The organism is Pseudomonas farris, assembly GCF_019145235.1.
In the GTDB taxonomy this organism is placed as follows: Bacteria; Pseudomonadota; Gammaproteobacteria; order Pseudomonadales; family Pseudomonadaceae; genus Aquipseudomonas; species Aquipseudomonas farris.
On the sequence record NZ_JAHSTV010000013.1, the window covers coordinates 15,966 to 31,553 of the forward strand.

At 60.7% G+C, this 15,588-nt stretch carries 10 protein-coding genes and 1 pseudogene; 4 read left to right on the plus strand and 7 right to left on the minus strand.

Annotation, left to right across the window (positions count from 1 at the left end; all coding sequences use genetic code 11):
• Positions 1–73 precede the first annotated feature (73 nt).
• The 4 genes and pseudogenes from KVG95_RS24495 to KVG95_RS24510 form a co-directional block, all read right to left on the minus strand.
• Complete coding sequence (locus tag KVG95_RS24495) at positions 74–1,744, minus strand: bifunctional protein-serine/threonine kinase/phosphatase (RefSeq protein WP_217858233.1); 1,671 nt, start codon at positions 1,742–1,744, stop codon at positions 74–76.
• Positions 1,745–1,751: 7 nt separating this feature from the next.
• A complete protein-coding gene (locus KVG95_RS24500; protein ID WP_217858234.1) occupies positions 1,752–2,963 on the minus strand; it encodes a nitrate/nitrite transporter in 1,212 nt (403 codons plus the stop codon).
• Positions 2,964–3,324: 361 nt separating this feature from the next.
• A pseudogene (locus tag KVG95_RS24505) lies at positions 3,325–3,830 on the minus strand (ANTAR domain-containing response regulator).
• Positions 3,831–3,845: 15 nt separating this feature from the next.
• The gene (locus KVG95_RS24510; RefSeq protein WP_217858235.1) at positions 3,846–5,057 is read right to left on the minus strand and encodes a CmpA/NrtA family ABC transporter substrate-binding protein; all 1,212 of its coding nucleotides are present in this window, start codon (positions 5,055–5,057) and stop codon (positions 3,846–3,848) included.
• 231 nt (positions 5,058–5,288) lie between these two features.
• Here KVG95_RS24510 and KVG95_RS24515 point away from each other — a divergent pair, with 231 nt between their 5' ends.
• Positions 5,289–6,308, plus strand: coding sequence for a quinone-dependent dihydroorotate dehydrogenase (locus KVG95_RS24515; protein ID WP_038980250.1), 1,020 nt, complete (start codon positions 5,289–5,291; stop codon positions 6,306–6,308).
• A 247-nt stretch (positions 6,309–6,555) separates the two neighbouring features.
• On the opposite strand, the gene rmf is transcribed toward KVG95_RS24515, so the two are convergent.
• Positions 6,556–6,771 carry a ribosome modulation factor gene (gene rmf, locus KVG95_RS24520; protein ID WP_003223300.1) on the minus strand — a complete coding sequence of 72 codons (216 nt, stop codon included), beginning with the start codon at positions 6,769–6,771 and terminating at the stop codon, positions 6,556–6,558.
• A gap of 530 nt (positions 6,772–7,301) precedes the next feature.
• Here rmf and rlmKL point away from each other — a divergent pair.
• A complete protein-coding gene (gene rlmKL / locus KVG95_RS24525; RefSeq protein WP_217858236.1) occupies positions 7,302–9,572 on the plus strand; it encodes a bifunctional 23S rRNA (guanine(2069)-N(7))-methyltransferase RlmK/23S rRNA (guanine(2445)-N(2))-methyltransferase RlmL in 2,271 nt (756 codons plus the stop codon).
• Positions 9,573–9,716: 144 nt separating this feature from the next.
• On the plus strand, positions 9,717–12,107 hold the full coding sequence (locus KVG95_RS24530) for a sensor domain-containing diguanylate cyclase (RefSeq protein ID WP_217858237.1): 2,391 nt from the start codon (positions 9,717–9,719) through the stop codon (positions 12,105–12,107).
• Positions 12,108–12,284: 177 nt separating this feature from the next.
• Here KVG95_RS24530 and dacB read toward each other — a convergent pair whose 3' ends face one another.
• On the minus strand, positions 12,285–13,745 hold the full coding sequence (dacB, locus tag KVG95_RS24535; RefSeq protein ID WP_217858238.1) for a D-alanyl-D-alanine carboxypeptidase/D-alanyl-D-alanine endopeptidase: 1,461 nt from the start codon (positions 13,743–13,745) through the stop codon (positions 12,285–12,287).
• Between the two features lie 234 nt (positions 13,746–13,979).
• Between dacB and KVG95_RS24540 the strand changes: the two genes are divergently transcribed.
• A complete protein-coding gene (locus tag KVG95_RS24540) occupies positions 13,980–14,324 on the plus strand; it encodes a YggL family protein (RefSeq protein WP_007896965.1) in 345 nt (114 codons plus the stop codon).
• Positions 14,325–14,375: 51 nt separating this feature from the next.
• On the opposite strand, the gene KVG95_RS24545 is transcribed toward KVG95_RS24540, so the two are convergent.
• Positions 14,376–15,566 carry a benzoate/H(+) symporter BenE family transporter gene (locus KVG95_RS24545; RefSeq protein WP_217858239.1) on the minus strand — a complete coding sequence of 397 codons (1,191 nt, stop codon included), beginning with the start codon at positions 15,564–15,566 and terminating at the stop codon, positions 14,376–14,378.
• Positions 15,567–15,588: the final 22 nt, after the last annotated feature.

Sequence of the window (15,588 nt, forward strand, 5' to 3'; positions counted from 1 at the left end):
TGCAGGAGATCGTGGGCACCCGTAGGGTTGCCGCAGGCTGCGATCTTTTGATCTTTTGGGTTCAGTGCAAAACTCAACCGTGAAACAGCAAAAACAGCAGCACCAGATTTACCAGCAACGACACCAGCGCCAACGTCCGCCAGACCTTCAGCGGTTCTCGCTCCAGCAACGGTCTGGGGCGCACGCTCAAACTGCGACGTTCTCCCTGTTCCAGTAGCAACAACCATTCTTCCGCCGTTTCAAAACGCTGATCCGGAGCCACCGCCACCGCGCGCTCCAGACTTTGCGCGATCCATTCCGGCAGGTCGGGCCGGTAGCGACTGGCGCTGACAGGCACACCAAACCGAGGGCGCTGGAACGCTTCGATTTCGCCGTAGGGATAATGCCCGGTCAGCAGGTAATACAAGGTTACGCCGACCGCATACAAATCCTGTTGCGGTGTAGGAGCGTCACCTCGAAAAGCTTCCGGTGCGATATAGCTGGGCGTTCCGGGCAGGGCGCAGGCTTGATCTTCGGACAGCCCGGGGCAGTAGGCGAGTCCGAAATCCAGCAGGCGCAACTCGCCGTCGTCCCCCAGCAGCAGGTTCTCCGGTTTGATATCGCGATGCAGAATCTGCCGTCGATGCAATATGCCGATTGCCCGCAGCAGGCGTTCGGCCAGGTCCAGCCATTGAGCCAATGGCAGCGTTGCGACACGCTCATGCAGCTCAGCCAGGGTCGAGCCGGAATATTCCCGCATCACGTAGTACAAATGCTGACGCTGACTGGCGGCATGGACTTCAGGAAAATGCCGCCCGGCCACACGCTTGAGAAACCATTCCTCCGACAACAACGCCTGCCCGGCCTGATGATCGTCACGGAGCGCACTGGGCAACGTTTTCAGCAGCCAGGGCTGTTGTTGTGCGTCGCGCACCCGGTAGAGCAGCGATTGCTGGCTCTGGCCGAGGATCCCTTCGACCTGCCAGCCTTCGAAAGTCTGACCCGGCTTCAGTGCGGGCGGGAGTGGCCATTGCTGCAGATGAATCAGTGCATCGCCAATGCTGGTTTCACCGAGGGCATCGACCCGCACCAGCAGGGCGCTGGCATTGTCCTGACTGCCAGCCAGGTGCGCCGCGCTGACCAGGGTCTGCGCGGCACTGTTCAGGTCAGGCTGATCGCGCAAAATGCCCGCAATGGCGGTGTCGCCCAGCACGGCCCAGATGCCGTCGCTGAGCAGCACGAAACTCTCATTCAGGCGCAGTTCGCCATCGAGAAAGTCCAGCACCAGGTGTTGATCCAGCCCAAGGGCCCGTTTGAGCACATGCTGCATGCCCGGCTGGTCCCAGACGTGATCCTCGCTCACCCGTTGCAGCGTGTCGGCGTGCCAGCGATAAACCCGGCAATCGCCGACATGCGCCAAGGTAAAACGCCGGCCGCGCATCACCAAGGCACTGACCGTGGTCAGCAGCGGTTGCCCGCCGCCGTTAGCCTGCAACCAGCGATTTTGCGCCAGTAGCAGACGGTCCAATGCCTGGGCGACACCCCAGGTTTCCGGGGTGGCGTAGTAGTCCAGCGCCAAGGCCTGCAACGTTGAGCGGGCTGCGAGTCCGCCATCGGCACATTGGCTGACGCCGTCGGCGATGGCGAACAGGTAACCCTTGCTTGCCGCCAGCGCCGGGGCCGGAGTGACCAGGCGCAGAGCGTCCTGGTTCTCCTCGCGGGGGCCGATGGCGCTGTGTTCGGCAAAACTCAGTTGCAGGCTCATTCAGTCCTCACACCCGTGCAGCGGTGACGGCTGCCGAACCCCAAGTGGTTCTCCAGCGGCGTTTCACACCGTGCAGACCGAACCAGGCAAGTACGCCAAGGCTGGCGAACAACCACAAGGCCAGCTGATAGCTGCCGGTGCTTTGCTTGATCGCGCCCATACCGGCCGCCAGTGCGAAGCCACCAATGCCGCCGGCCATACCGATCAGCCCGGTCATCACACCGATCTCCCGGCGAAAACGCTGCGGGACCAACTGGAATACTGCACCGTTACCTGCACCCAAACCGAGCATGGTGCAGACGAAAAGCGCCAATGCGGCGTAAGAACTCGGCAGATTGAAACCCACTGTCGCAATGCAAATCGCTGCCACGGTGTACATCGCCAGCAAAGTACGAATCCCGCCGAAGCGGTCCGCCAGTGCGCCGCCCAACGGACGCATCAGGCTGCCACCGAACACACAAGCAGCAGTGTAGTAGCCGGCGGTTACCGGGCTCAGGCCGTATTGGTCGTTGAAGTAGCCGGGCAGGGCGCTGGCCAGGCCGATGAAGCCGCCGAAGGTCACGCTGTAGAAAAACATGAACCACCAGCTGTCGCGGTCGCCCAAGGCCTTCAAGTAGTCGGACATGGACTTGGCTTTCGGGCGCTCAGGCGCATTCTTGGCCAGCCAGTAGAAGACGATCAGGGTCAGGATCAGCGGGATCAGGGCGAAGCCGAACACATTGCTCCAGCCAAATGCGGCAGCCAGCACTGGGGCGATCAGCGCAGCGAGCACGGTGCCCGAGTTACCGGCACCGGCGATGCCCATGGCTTTGCCTTGGTGCTGGGGCGGATACCATTGCGAGGCCAACGGCAGGGCTACGGCGAAGGATGCACCGGCCATGCCGAGGAACAGGCCCAGCAACAGCGCCTGCTCGTAACTGTGAATGCCGAGTTTCCAGGCGACTAACAGGGCGCAGATGACGATCACCTGGCCGATTATCCCGGCGGTCTTAGGCGACAGGCGATCAGCCAGCAGGCCCATCGCAAAGCGCAACACGGCCCCGGCCAGAATCGGCGTGGCCACCATTAGCCCGCGTTGTTGGGTGGTCAGGTGCAGGTCAGCGGCGATCTGCACTGCCATTGGGCCGAGCAGGTACCAGACCATGAAGCTCAGATCGAAATAGAGGAAGGCTGCGAACAGGGTCGGGGTATGGCCGGATTTCCAGAAGCTTGAATTCATCGCGCACCTCAGCTGTCAGGCGTATCAAGAAGGAGTCATGAGCTTGCAGGTGGGGCGCCGCAACGGCCGCACCACCAGCCCCGGTCTCTGGGGCCAAAACGGAAAAACGCCGCTACCCGATCCGCCAAGGGGGCGAATGAGGTAAGCGACGTCTTTGTCGTAGGTGGGGCAACCGCCGTTGGTTACCTTGCAGTGATTACCTAGCGAGATCTGTGCCAACAAGGGAGATCGAGTCGCGGCTATTCGCGAGCAAGCCCGCTCCCACAGGGGAGTTGTGTCGTTCACGACATTGAAGTTCGACACAAATCAAGTGTGGGAGCGGGCTTGCTCGCGAAGGCGATAGATCATTCACCGCAGGACTTCAGCCAAGCAGTTCACTCATGGCAATGATCTGCTCCGCCACCTGTATCAGCTTCTGCTGGCGGCTCATGGCCTGGCGGCGCATCAGGGTGTAGGCCTCTTCTTCGTTGCAGTCCTTCATCTTCATCAGCAGCCCCTTGGCCAGCTCGATGCGCTTGCGCTCGGCCAGTTGCTGGTCGCGGGCGTGCAGTTGCGCGCGCAGAGCCTGGTCGCTTTCAAAGCGCGCCATGGCCACGTCGAGAATCGGCTGCAAGCGTTGTGCGTGGATGCCTTCGACGATGTAGGCACTGACGCCGGACTTGATCGCGCGGCGCATCACGTCGGGATCGTGCTCGTCGGTGACTCGGTATCGATCAGGATCACGTCCGGGCGCACCGTTTCGACGCGCGCGGGCAGGTCAATGGTCAAGCCGGACTCGTCGATGACCTCGAACCCGGCTTCGGTCAGGGCCGCCTTCAGACGCCCGACTTTTTTCGCAGTGTCATTGATCAGCAGGATACGCAACATATTCGTAGGCTCCTGTCAGCGGCTGGCGAGAAGGGGAGCGCTGTCGCTCATGGCGTGCAGCGTGAAGCTGCGGGCATAGCCGGCCGGGTCCGAGCCGTCCCAGACTTTGCCGTCGATCAGTTGACTGCTGCGCATTTCCTGGCACCGGGCGGGCACACCGACAGCGGTGGCGGCCTCACGGTATAAGTCTAGTTGCTGGACCTGACGGGCCACGCCGAGGTAATCCGGGTCGTCACGCAACAAACCCCAGCGCCGGAACTGGGTCATGAACCACATACCGTCGGACAAATACGGAAAATTGACCTCGCCACCACCGTGGAAACGCACGGCGTGCGGGTCTTGCCAGCGATTACCCAGACCGTCGGCGTAGTCACCGAGCAAGCGCGGTTCGATGCACTCGAGCGGTGCATCCAGATACTCAGGCGCACTCAACAGTTGCGCGGTGCTGCGGCGATTTTCGCGGCTGGCTTCGATGAATCGGCTGGCTTCGAGGATCGCCATCACCAATGCCCGTGCGGTGTTGGGGTATTGCTCGACAAAGGCGCGGGTGCAGCCGAGGACTTTTTCCGGGTGATCGGGCCAGATCGTCTGGGTGGTGGCCATCGTAAACCCGAGATTTTGCTGTACTGCACTGGCCGCCCACGGCTCGCCGACACAGAAACCGTCGATGCGCCCGGCTTGCAGGTGCGCGACCATTTGCGGCGGCGGCACCACCACGCTGTCGACATCCTGCAATGGATGAATACCCTGGCTCGCGAGCCAGTAATACAGCCACATGGCGTGGGTGCCCGTAGGAAATGTCTGCGCGAAGGTCAGTTTTGGGCGACTTTGGTGCACATGTCGGTCCAGTGCTTCAGGACTGGTCACGTCCAGGGCCTGCAAACCGTGGGAGAGGTTGATGCTCTGGCCGTTCTGGTTCAGGCCCATGAGCACCGCCATGTCGGTGGAGGCTACGCCGCCGATCCCCAGATGCACGGCGTAAATCAGGCCGTACAGGCTGTGGGCGGCGTCGAGTTCGCCGCTGACCAGTTTGTCTCGCAGGTTGGCCCAGGACGATTGGCGCTTGAGGTTCAGGGTCAGACCGTACGGTTGGGCGAAGCCCTGAGTGGCCGCGACCACCACTGAGGCGCAGTCGCTCAAGGCCATGAAGCCGAGGTTGATTGCGGTTTTTTCCGGGGCATCGCTGCCATTGACCCAGGCCAGTGGGCCGGCTGATGGTTCGTTCATCGATTTCGCACCTTCCAAAAAAAAAGCGTCGTCCCAAGGCCCTTGCGTGGGCAAAGCCGGGTGACGACGCCATTGTCCTTCCACTCATCCCGCCGTTGGCATGAAGTGCTGATGCCTGTGACGGTGCAAGGCATATGCCATCGCTGGCTGATTTTGTTGCGCGCCTCGCGTGAAGCCCTGATGCGCGGCTATAATCGCCGCCTCTCATCGCCAACCGAGTCAAGCCTGCCCATGTACACCCTGGCCCGTCAGCTGCTGTTCAAACTTTCCCCGGAAACCTCCCACGATCTGTCCCTGGACCTGATCGGCGCGGGCGGGCGTTTGGGCCTCAACGGCTTGCTGTGCAAGGCACCGGCGAAACTGCCGGTAACGGTCATGGGCCTGGAGTTCCCGAACCCTGTGGGTTTGGCGGCCGGTCTGGACAAGAACGGCGCAGCGATCGATGGCTTTGCCCAATTGGGTTTCGGTTTCGTCGAAATCGGTACCATCACGCCGCGTCCACAACCGGGCAACCCGAAACCACGGATTTTCCGCTTGCCGGACGCCGAGGCGATCATCAACCGCATGGGTTTCAACAACCTCGGCGTCGATCACTTGCTCGCTCGCGTGGCGGCGGCCAAGTACAAGGGCGTGCTGGGCATCAACATCGGCAAGAATTTCGATACGCCGGTTGAACGTGCGGTCGACGATTACCTGATCTGCCTGGACAAGGTCTATGCCCACGCCAGCTACGTGACGGTCAACGTCAGTTCGCCGAACACCCCGGGCCTGCGCAGCCTGCAATTCGGCGATTCGCTCAAGCAATTGCTCGCCGACCTGGCCACCCGCCGGGCCGAACTGGCCCTGCGTCACGGCAAGCATGTTCCGCTGGCGATCAAGATCGCACCGGACATGACCGATGAAGAAACCGCTCAAGTCGCCCAAGCGTTGATCGAAACCGGGATGGACGCGGTGATCGCCACCAACACCACCCTGAGTCGCGTCGGTGTCGAAGGTATGGAACATGGTGACGAGGCGGGCGGTTTGTCCGGTGCACCGGTTCGCGACAAGAGCACTCACACGGTGAAGGTGCTGGCGGCGGAACTGGCCGGTCGCTTGCCAATCATCGCCGTGGGCGGGATCACCGAAGGCAAGCACGCGGCTGAGAAAATCGCCGCGGGTGCGAGTTTGGTGCAGCTCTACTCTGGCTTCATCTATAAAGGCCCGGCGTTGATTCGTGAATCGGTGGATGCCATCGCCGCGTTGCGTTGAACCCTGTGGGAGCGGGCTTGCTCGCGAAAGCGTTGGGTCAGTCAACATCATTCTTGAATGTTAAATCGCTTTCGCGAGCAAGCCCGCTCCCACAGGTAATGTGTTTGCAGTTCGAGATTGAGTTTCTGGCAGACATAAAAAAGGGCTCCTCGAAGGAGCCCCTGGGCCGAAGCCCGCCGTCCGGATGGGACGTGCGTGGTTAAGTCGTTGCGTAATCAGATTGTCGTGTCGGAGTGTGTGCCCTGTATTAGCCGACGGCGTGAAGTTCGTTGAGTCTGTGGATTCCCGCAGTGCCGGTCATACCGTCCCAGTTGTCGCCGCGTCCTTCTCGCCAGCCATTGATCCAGGCTTGGCGTACCGACGGTAGAGTAAAAGGGCAAAGCTCACGGGATTTACCACCAACGCCATATTGATATCCGCGCAAAAATGCTCTTTCCAACGGATCACGCTTAAGTCTTCTCATAGGGTGTTGCCCTCACTTGTTGACTGTATTTATCGCGTCGACCTCAATCGAGGTCAGGCAGAAAAATCCTGCCGTTGGCGGCTCGCTGCCGGCGTCGCGAGCCAAGGTGTTGACGCCGTTGCGACGTCAACCTGTGTTGAGTTCTAACCAATGCGTCACATCGAGGGAATGATCGTTTTGTCATAAGAACGTAACCATAAAGATGCTATGGCCATAAGTAACACGATATTTGTCCCGCGTTTATTGGCCAAACCCCGGTATGATCGGCCCTGCGCTGGATGAGAGGGGTGAGGCCTTTAACGAGAATGACACCCGTTCACTTGGGGACTATTCGACGAAGGGTCGACTTATGACATTTTGTTGCATCAACTTTTATATCTGTCCTGGCATCTAAGCTCTTTTAACCGGAGCAGTCAGGGTGGGACGGCACACCTTCGTGCCACGCGGGCGTTCTGTCAGAAAAACGCCTGATTGAAAACCGGATCGGCAATGCGTTGCCGATTCACTTAGCTAAAGGCTCTGGAATTACCATGTCCGATCGTTTCGAACTCTTCCTCACTTGCCCCAAAGGCCTTGAAGGCCTGCTCATCGAGGAAGCCGTCGGGCTTGGCCTTGAGGACGCACGTGAGCACACCTCGGCTGTGCGCGGCATGGCCACCATGGAAACCGCCTATCGCCTGTGCCTGTGGTCGCGTCTGGCGAACCGGGTACTGCTGGTGCTCAAGCGCTTCCCGATGAAGGACGCCGAAGACCTCTATCACGGCGTGCTGGATATCGAGTGGCAAGACCACATGCTCAACGATGGCACCCTGGCCGTCGAGTTCAGCGGTCACGGTTCGGGCATTGATAACACGCACTTCGGCGCCTTGAAGGTCAAGGATGCGATCGTCGATAAACTGCGCACCCCGCAGGGCGACCGTCCGTCCATCGACAAGCTCAACCCGGACCTGCGCATTCACCTGCGCCTGGACCGTGGCGAAGCGATTCTGTCCCTCGACCTGTCCGGTCACAGCCTGCACCAGCGCGGTTATCGTTTGCAGCAGGGCGCGGCGCCGCTGAAGGAAAACCTCGCGGCGGCGATTCTGATCCGTTCCGGCTGGCCACGGATTGCCGCCGATGGCGGCGCGCTGGCTGACCCGATGTGCGGTGTCGGTACGTTCCTGGTCGAAGCAGCGATGATCGCCGCCGACATGGCGCCGAACCTGCGTCGCGAGCAATGGGGCTTCACCGCCTGGCTCGGTCACGTGCCTGCGCTGTGGAAAAAGCTCCACGAAGAAGCCACCGAACGCGCCGCAGCCGGCCTGGCCAAGCCACCGCTGTGGATTCGCGGTTACGAAGCTGACCCACGCCTGATTCAACCGGGCCGCAATAACGTCGAACGTGCCGGCCTGAGCGAGTGGATCAAGATCTATCAGGGCGAAGTCGCGACATTCGAGCCGCGCCCGGACCAGAACCAGAAAGGCCTGGTGATCTGCAACCCTCCGTACGGCGAGCGTCTGGGCGATGAGGCGAGCCTGCTCTATCTCTACCAGAACCTCGGCGAACGTCTGCGTCAGGCGTGCCTGAACTGGGAAGCGGCGGTGTTCACCGGCGCCCCGGACCTGGGCAAGCGCATGGGTATCCGCAGCCACAAGCAGTATTCATTCTGGAACGGCGCCTTGCCGTGCAAATTGCTGCTGATCAAGGTCACGCCGGACCAGTTCGTCACCGGCGAGCGTCGTACTCCGGAACAGCGTCAGATCGAGCGCGAGCAAGCTGAAGTCGAAGTTCCCGACAACGATGTGGCACCGGGCAAGTACGAGAAGTACAACAAGAACGGTAACCCGATCAAACCGGCCCCGGTGGTGATCGAGCAACCGCGCTTGAGTGAAGGCGGGCAGATGTTTGCCAACCGTCTGCAAAAAAACCTCAAGGCGCTGGGCAAGTGGGTCAAGCGTGAAGGCATCGACTGCTACCGCGTCTACGATGCCGACATGCCGGAATATTCCATGGCCATCGACCTGTATCACGACTGGGTCCACGTTCAGGAATACGCCGCACCGAAATCCATCGATCCGGAAAAAGCCTCGGCGCGGATGTTCGATGCTCTGGCGGCGATCCCGCAAGCGTTGAACATCGACAAGAACCGCGTGGTGGTCAAACGTCGCGAGCGTCAGAGTGGCACCAAGCAGTACGAACGCCAGAGCGCACAGGGCAAGTTCAATGAGGTCAACGAAGGCGGCGTGAAGCTGCTGGTGAACCTCACCGACTACCTCGACACCGGGCTGTTCCTCGACCACCGGCCGATGCGCATGCGGATTCAGAAAGAGGCGGCCGGCAAGCGCTTCCTCAACCTGTATTGCTACACCGCGACCGCCAGCGTTCATGCGGCCAAGGGTGGCGCGCGCAGCACCACCAGCGTCGACCTGTCGAAAACCTACCTGGATTGGGCGCGTCGCAACCTGTCGCTGAACGGTTTCTCCGACAAGAACCGTCTGGAGCAGGGCGATGTGATGGCCTGGCTCGATGCCTGCCGTGACGAGTACGACCTGATCTTCATCGACCCGCCGACTTTCTCCAACTCCAAGCGCATGGAAGGGATATTCGACGTGCAGCGTGATCAGGTGCAGTTGATCGATCTGGCCATGGCGCGTCTGGCGCCGGGCGGGGTGTTGTACTTCTCCAACAACTTCCGCAAGTTCCAGCTCGAGGAAAACCTCACCGAGCGTTATGCCGTTGAAGAAATCACCGCCCAGACCATCGATCCGGATTTTGCCCGTAATGGCAAGATCCACCGTGCCTGGAAGATCACTGCTCGCTGACACTTGAGCCTGATTGGATCCACAGAGCCTTGATTTTTAAAGGCTCTTGGGTTCTTTCAGTGCTGGTCAAATTAGTGGCTAATAGCTATAACTCAACGCATGGCCAATGGGCTTTTCCGGCACCTGGCGTTTTGAGTTGTATCTATGTCGCTGCACGCCGTGCGCCCCAAGATCCTGGGTTTTATCCGCGAAGATGTTTCGGCCTGGCTGGTCGCGCTGCTGGCGTTGCTCGTCGGCGGGATTCTCACGGGATTGCTGGCTTGGGCGACGTTCAATCAATTTCATCAGCAATTGCGGCAACGTTTCCAGCTGCTCGCCAGTGAACGTTACAGCCGCATCGAAGAACGCTTCGAAGATCAGGAGCAGCGCCTCGACGGCCTGCGCCGGTTCTTCGTCAATTCCGGATCGGTGTCCCGCGAGGAATTCGACGGTTACGCCAAACCTCTTTTGCGTCGCACCCAGGCCTACTCCTGGGCTCCCCGGGTTTCCCGCGCCGAACGTCCTCTGCTTGAACGCGTGGTGCGAGAAGAAGGCTTGAGCGGTTTCACCTTTCGCGAACTTACCGCCGACGGCCAGTTGCAACCTGCCGTAGAGCGCGACGAGTACGTACCGGTGCTCTACACCCAAACCCAAAGCCGGCTGCCCGCGCCGCTGGGTTACGACCTGCTGACCCAACCCCTGCGTCGTTCGACTCTGGAACGGGCTGATCGCAATGGCCGTATGGCCGTGTCGCAGCCGCTGCATCTGGTAGGCATCGAGCCGGCCTATTCGCGGGGCGTGTTGCTAGTGGCTCCGGTCATCTATCAGAACCTCCCGAATGCCGCGCCCGCCGGGTATGTCATGGCGGTGATCAGCATGCGCCAGCTGTTGGCGGACGGGCTGCCGGAAGAGAATCATGATTCTCTCTCGGTGCGTATTCTCGACTTGTCCACCGAGGATCAACACGAAGTGTTGTACGAGTCGACCAACACGGCGGGGGCCAGTGACTTGTCCTCCACGCGATTGCTACGTCTGGCCGACCATGATTACCAAGTGGATATGCGCCCCAGCGCCGCGTTCCTGAAAGCCAACCATTCCTCGGTGACCAGCCTGGTGGTGCTCGGCGGTTTGCTCAGCCTGCTGCTCAGTGTGTTTCTCTATGTGCTGGTCAGCCAGCGCCAGCGGGCGCTGAAAATGGTGGCGCAGCGGACCCAGGAACTTCACGACCGTGAGCAAGAGTTGCGCGGCACGCATAGCCAGTTGCGCGGTGTGCTGGATGCCGCGACTCAGGTGGCGATCATTGCCACCGACCTGCGCGGAATCATCTGCACCTTCAACGCTGGGGCAGAGCAGATGCTTGGTTACTTCAGTGCGCAGGTTGTGGGCCACATGACCCTGGAAAATCTGCACCTGCCCCGGGAACTCGACGCGCGCTCGGCGGAGTTGAGCACGCGCTATGGCAAGCCGATCCCGACGTGTCAGGCAATGCTGGTCGAAGGCGGGGAAGAGGGCGGTCACGAAGCCCGGGAGTGGACGCTGGTGCGTCACGACGGCAGTCATTTGACGGTGAACATGCTGGCGACCCCGGTACTCGACGAGCAAGGCTTGTGGGTCGGGCACCTGGCGATTTGTATCGACATCACCGAGCGCAAGCGCGTCCACGAAGCCCTGGCGGCACGGGACCTGTTGTTGAAGAAACTCAGCGCCCATGTGCCCGGCGGGATCTACCAGTTCAAGATGGAATTCGATGGGCGCTTCAGTGTGATCTACGCCAGCGACGGTATGCGCGATATCTACGAACTCGAGCCGGACGTGCTGTTGCTCAACGCCGAAGCGGTGTTCGCGCGGATTCATCCCCAGGACGCACGTCGGGTCCGCGCTTCGATCCTGGCCTCGGCTGACACCCTCAGCCCTTGGCGTGAAGAGTACCGCGTGCAATTACCGCAGCGTGGTCTGCGCTGGGTCCGCGGTGAAGCGACGCCTGAAGAACTGCCCGGTGGCGGTGTGCTATGGCATGGTTTCATCTCGGACATCTCCGACCTCAAGCGGGTGGAAGAGGAGTTGCGCGCACTGTCGGTGACCGATTCCCTGACCGGGATCCATAACCGTCGCTACTTCCAGGAGCGCCTGACCACCGAAATGGCCCGGGTCGAGCGCGGCGGTGGCGAGTTGTCGGTGATCATGCTCGACATCGATCACTTCAAGCGCATCAACGATCAGCACGGTCATGCCGTGGGTGATCGGGTATTGCAGGCCGTGTGCGAGCGCATTGGCGGTCGCTTGCGGTGCACTGATGTATTTTGTCGCCTGGGCGGCGAAGAGTTTATGGTGCTCTGTCCGGATATCAACGGCGAACAGGCTCATGTGCTGGCCGTGGAGTTGTGGCAGGGGTTGCGCAGTGCGCCGATCGACGAGGTCGGGATTGTCACCGCGAGTTTCGGGATTGCCAGCTGGCGGGCCGGAGAAGGCGCGGATGCGCTGCTGTTGCGGGCAGACTCAGGGGTGTATGCGGCGAAACAGGCGGGAAGGGATCGGGTTGAGGGGCAGATGAGTTAACCCAGGCTGCATGCAAACCCTGTGGACTGATCGCAATGCTGTGCTTTGACCCAAATCAATGTGGGAGCGGGCTTGCTCGCGAAGGCGGTGTGTCAGGCAACATTAATGTCGACTGACACGCCCTCTTCGCGAGCAAGCCCGCTCCCACATTTGATCTCCAGTGTCTGGACGATCGGGTTACAACACCGAAGCCGTTTCCGGCAGTTTCGGCTGGCGATACAGATCCAGCAGCACCTGATCCAGCACCGAGGAGGCGCCAAACGGTGCCTTGTCGTTGAGGATCGCCACCACCGCCCAGGTATTGCCATTGATGTCGCGGCTGTAGCCGGAAATGGCGCGCACGGTGTTCAGAGTGCCGGTCTTGACGTGGGCTTCACCGCGCATCGCGGTGGTCTTCAGGCGTTTGCGCATGGTGCCGTCGGTGCCGGCGATTGGCATCGAGCTGATGAACTCGGCGGAATACGGGCTGCGCCAGGCGGCTTGCAGCATCGCGGCCATTTCACGGGCACTCACTCGCTCGGCACGGGACAGGCCGGAGCCGTTCTCCATCACCAAGTGCGGCGCAGTGATGCCTTTTCTCGCCAGCCACTGACGCACCACGCGCTGGGCGGCCTTGGCGTCGTCACCGTCGGCATCGGTGCGGAACTTCTGGCCCAGGCTCAGGAACAACTGCTGAGCCATGGTGTTGTTACTGTATTTGTTGATGTCGCGAATGATTTCCGCCAAGTCTGGCGAGTAGGCCCGGGCCAGCACCTTGGCGTTGCTCGGCGTCGGTGCCAGACGATCCTGGCCCTGGATGCTGCCGCCCAATTCCTTCCAGATCGCTCGCACGGCGCCGGCGGTGTAGGTCGCATGATCGAGTAGCGACAGGTAGGTCTGGGAGCTGCAACCTTCGCCCAACTGGCCGCCAACGGTCACGGTGACGCTGCCATCAGCCTGGGGCACCGGGTTGTAACGTACGCCACCGGTGCATTGCTTGGAGTTGAGCGCCTTGACCTGATTGTCGATGCGGATGCTGGCAATCGGCGGCTCGACCGACACCAGGACCTTGCCCGAGTCGTTGCGGGCCACGAAGCGCAGGGCCTTGAGGTTGACCAGCAGCGCGTCGGGTTTGACCAGGAACGGTTTGTTCTCGTCATTGCCGTCGTCGTTGAATTCAGGCAGTTGCGGTTGCACGAAGAAGCCGCGGTCCAGCACCAGGTCGCCGGTGATCTGGGTCACGCCGTTGGCGCGCAAATCGCGCATCAGCAGCCAGAGTTTTTCCATGTTCAGCTTTGGATCGCCGCCACCCTTGAGGTAGAGGTTGCCGTTGAGGATGCCACCGCTGAGGGTGCCGTCGGTGTAGAACTCGGTTTTCCACTGGTGGTTCGGGCCGAGCATTTCCAGCGCGGCGTACGTGGTCACCAGCTTCATGGTCGAGGCCGGGTTAACCGAAACGTCAGCGTTATGAATGGTTGGGGTGCCCGGGCCATTGAGCGGGATCATCACCAGCGACAGGGCACTGTCCTGCAGCTTGCTGGCCTTGAGAGCCTTTTCGACGTTGGGCGACAGGGCGGTGTTGATCGAAGCGGCGGAAACGGGAAGGGCCAGGGGCAGAAAAAGGCTGGCCAGCAGCAATGGACGCAAAGATTTGATCATCTGAAATAAAACCCTACAGCCGAGGGGGAAAAAGACGAGGGCATGGAGATAAATTCCCTCAGCGGTCATGAAAGTGTCGGCATTATGCCCCAAGGTGCAACAGCTTGTGCCGTACCCCGGTCGTCTAATCCGCTATTTTTTTACCGACGGTAGGCGTAGCGCCGTTCTGAGACGGGTAATCGGCGCCTTAAACTGCTAAAGTGCGGCCCGTTATTACTTATGAGGATTGTTCCAATGGCGACTAACCGTTCCCAGCGTCTGCGCAAAAAATTGTGCGTCGATGAATTTCAAGAGCTGGGTTTCGAACTGAACCTGGATTTCAAAGAAGATTTGGCTGATGAAGCCATTGATGCTTTCCTCGACGCGTTCCTGAAAGAAGCCATGGAAGCCAACGGTCTGGGCTATGTTGGCGGCGACGACTTCGGTCTGGTGTGCCTGCAGAAGCGTGGCTCGGTTTCCGAAGAGCAGCGTGCCGCTGTTGAAGCCTGGCTCAAAGGCCGCAGCGAACTGACCGAAGCAACCGTCAGCCCGCTGATCGACGTCTGGTACCCGGAAAAGCCGATCAATCCGGTAGCTTGATGTTCTAAAAAACGGCGACCCAAGGGTCGCCGTTTTTTTTGTGAAGATCTTTCAGCTTTTACGCCAGTTCAAGATCAGCAAGGTCAACACCCCCGCGACAATCCCCCAAAACGCCGAACCGATGGAAAACAGCGTCAACCCCGACGCCGTCACCATAAAGGTAATCAGCGCTGCTTCCCGTTCCTGCACTTGCGCCATGGCAATGCTCAACCCATTAATGATCGAGCCGAATAGCGCCAGCGCGGCAATCGACAGCACCAGCTCTTTAGGCAATGCGGCGAACAACGCTGCCAGCGTCGCGCCGAACACCCCGGCAATCCCGTAGAAAATCCCGCACCAGACGGCTGCGGTGTAGCGCTTGTTGCGATCCTCATGGGCATGCGGCCCGGTGCAGATAGCCGCGCTGATGGCGGCCAGATTGATCCCATGGGAGCCGAACGGCGCCAACAGCAACGAGGCGATGCCGGTGGTGGTGATCAGTGGTGAGGCCGGCACGTTGTAGCCGTCGGCGCGCAATACGGCGATGCCCGGCATGTTTTGCGAGGTCATCGCCACCACGAACAGTGGAATGCCGATGCTGATGGTCGCGGCCAGGGAGAATTGGGGCGTGGTCCAGACCGGCATCGCGACTTCGAGGTGGAAGCCACTGAAATCCAGCAAACCCATAAACCCCGACAGCGCGGTGCCGATCAACAGCGCGGCGAGCACGGCGTAGCGGGGCGACAGGCGTTTGACCACCAGATACGTGAAGAACATTCCCAGCACCAGCGCAGTGCGGTGCTGGGCGGCGACGAAAATCTCGCTGCCGATCTTGAACAGAATCCCCGCCAGCAACGCCGCCGCCAATGAGGCCGGAATCTTTTTCACCAGCCGTTCGAAACTGCCGGTCAGGCCGCAAATGGTCACCAGCACAGCGCAAGTGATGTAGGCGCCGATGGCCTCGCCATAGCTGACACCACCCAGGCTGGTGATCAGCAACGCCGCGCCGGGGGTAGACCAGGCGATGGTGATCGGCGTGCGGTAGCGCAGGGACAAGCCGATCGAGCACACCGCCATGCCGATAGAGATCGCCCAGATCCACGACGAAATCTGCCCGCTGGTCAGACCCGCCGCTTGCCCGGCCTGGAACATCAGCACCAGTGAACTGGTGTAGCCGGTCATCATGGCGATGAACCCGGCGACGATGGCCGAGGGTGATGTGTCAGTCAGGGGGCGAAGCTGCGTGTGCGTGGCGTCGGTCATGACGGCGGTGTTCCTTGTTCTG

Bases quoted from the DNA above. Each gene is read 5' to 3' on its own strand.
- KVG95_RS24510 (WP_217858235.1), bottom strand. From the start codon at position 5,057: ATGAACGAACCATCAGCCGGCCCACTGGCCTGGGTCAATGGCAGCGAT.
- rlmKL (WP_217858236.1), top strand. From the start codon at position 7,302: ATGTCCGATCGTTTCGAACTCTTCCTCACTTGCCCCAAAGGCCTTGAA.
- KVG95_RS24530 (WP_217858237.1), top strand. From the start codon at position 9,717: ATGTCGCTGCACGCCGTGCGCCCCAAGATCCTGGGTTTTATCCGCGAA.
- KVG95_RS24545 (WP_217858239.1), bottom strand. From the start codon at position 15,566: ATGACCGACGCCACGCACACGCAGCTTCGCCCCCTGACTGACACATCA.
- KVG95_RS24515 (WP_038980250.1), top strand. From the start codon at position 5,289: ATGTACACCCTGGCCCGTCAGCTGCTGTTCAAACTTTCCCCGGAAACC.
- KVG95_RS24495 (WP_217858233.1), bottom strand. From the start codon at position 1,744: ATGAGCCTGCAACTGAGTTTTGCCGAACACAGCGCCATCGGCCCCCGC.
- dacB (WP_217858238.1), bottom strand. From the start codon at position 13,745: ATGATCAAATCTTTGCGTCCATTGCTGCTGGCCAGCCTTTTTCTGCCC.
- rmf (WP_003223300.1), bottom strand. From the start codon at position 6,771: ATGAGAAGACTTAAGCGTGATCCGTTGGAAAGAGCATTTTTGCGCGGA.
- KVG95_RS24500 (WP_217858234.1), bottom strand. From the start codon at position 2,963: ATGAATTCAAGCTTCTGGAAATCCGGCCATACCCCGACCCTGTTCGCA.
- KVG95_RS24540 (WP_007896965.1), top strand. From the start codon at position 13,980: ATGGCGACTAACCGTTCCCAGCGTCTGCGCAAAAAATTGTGCGTCGAT.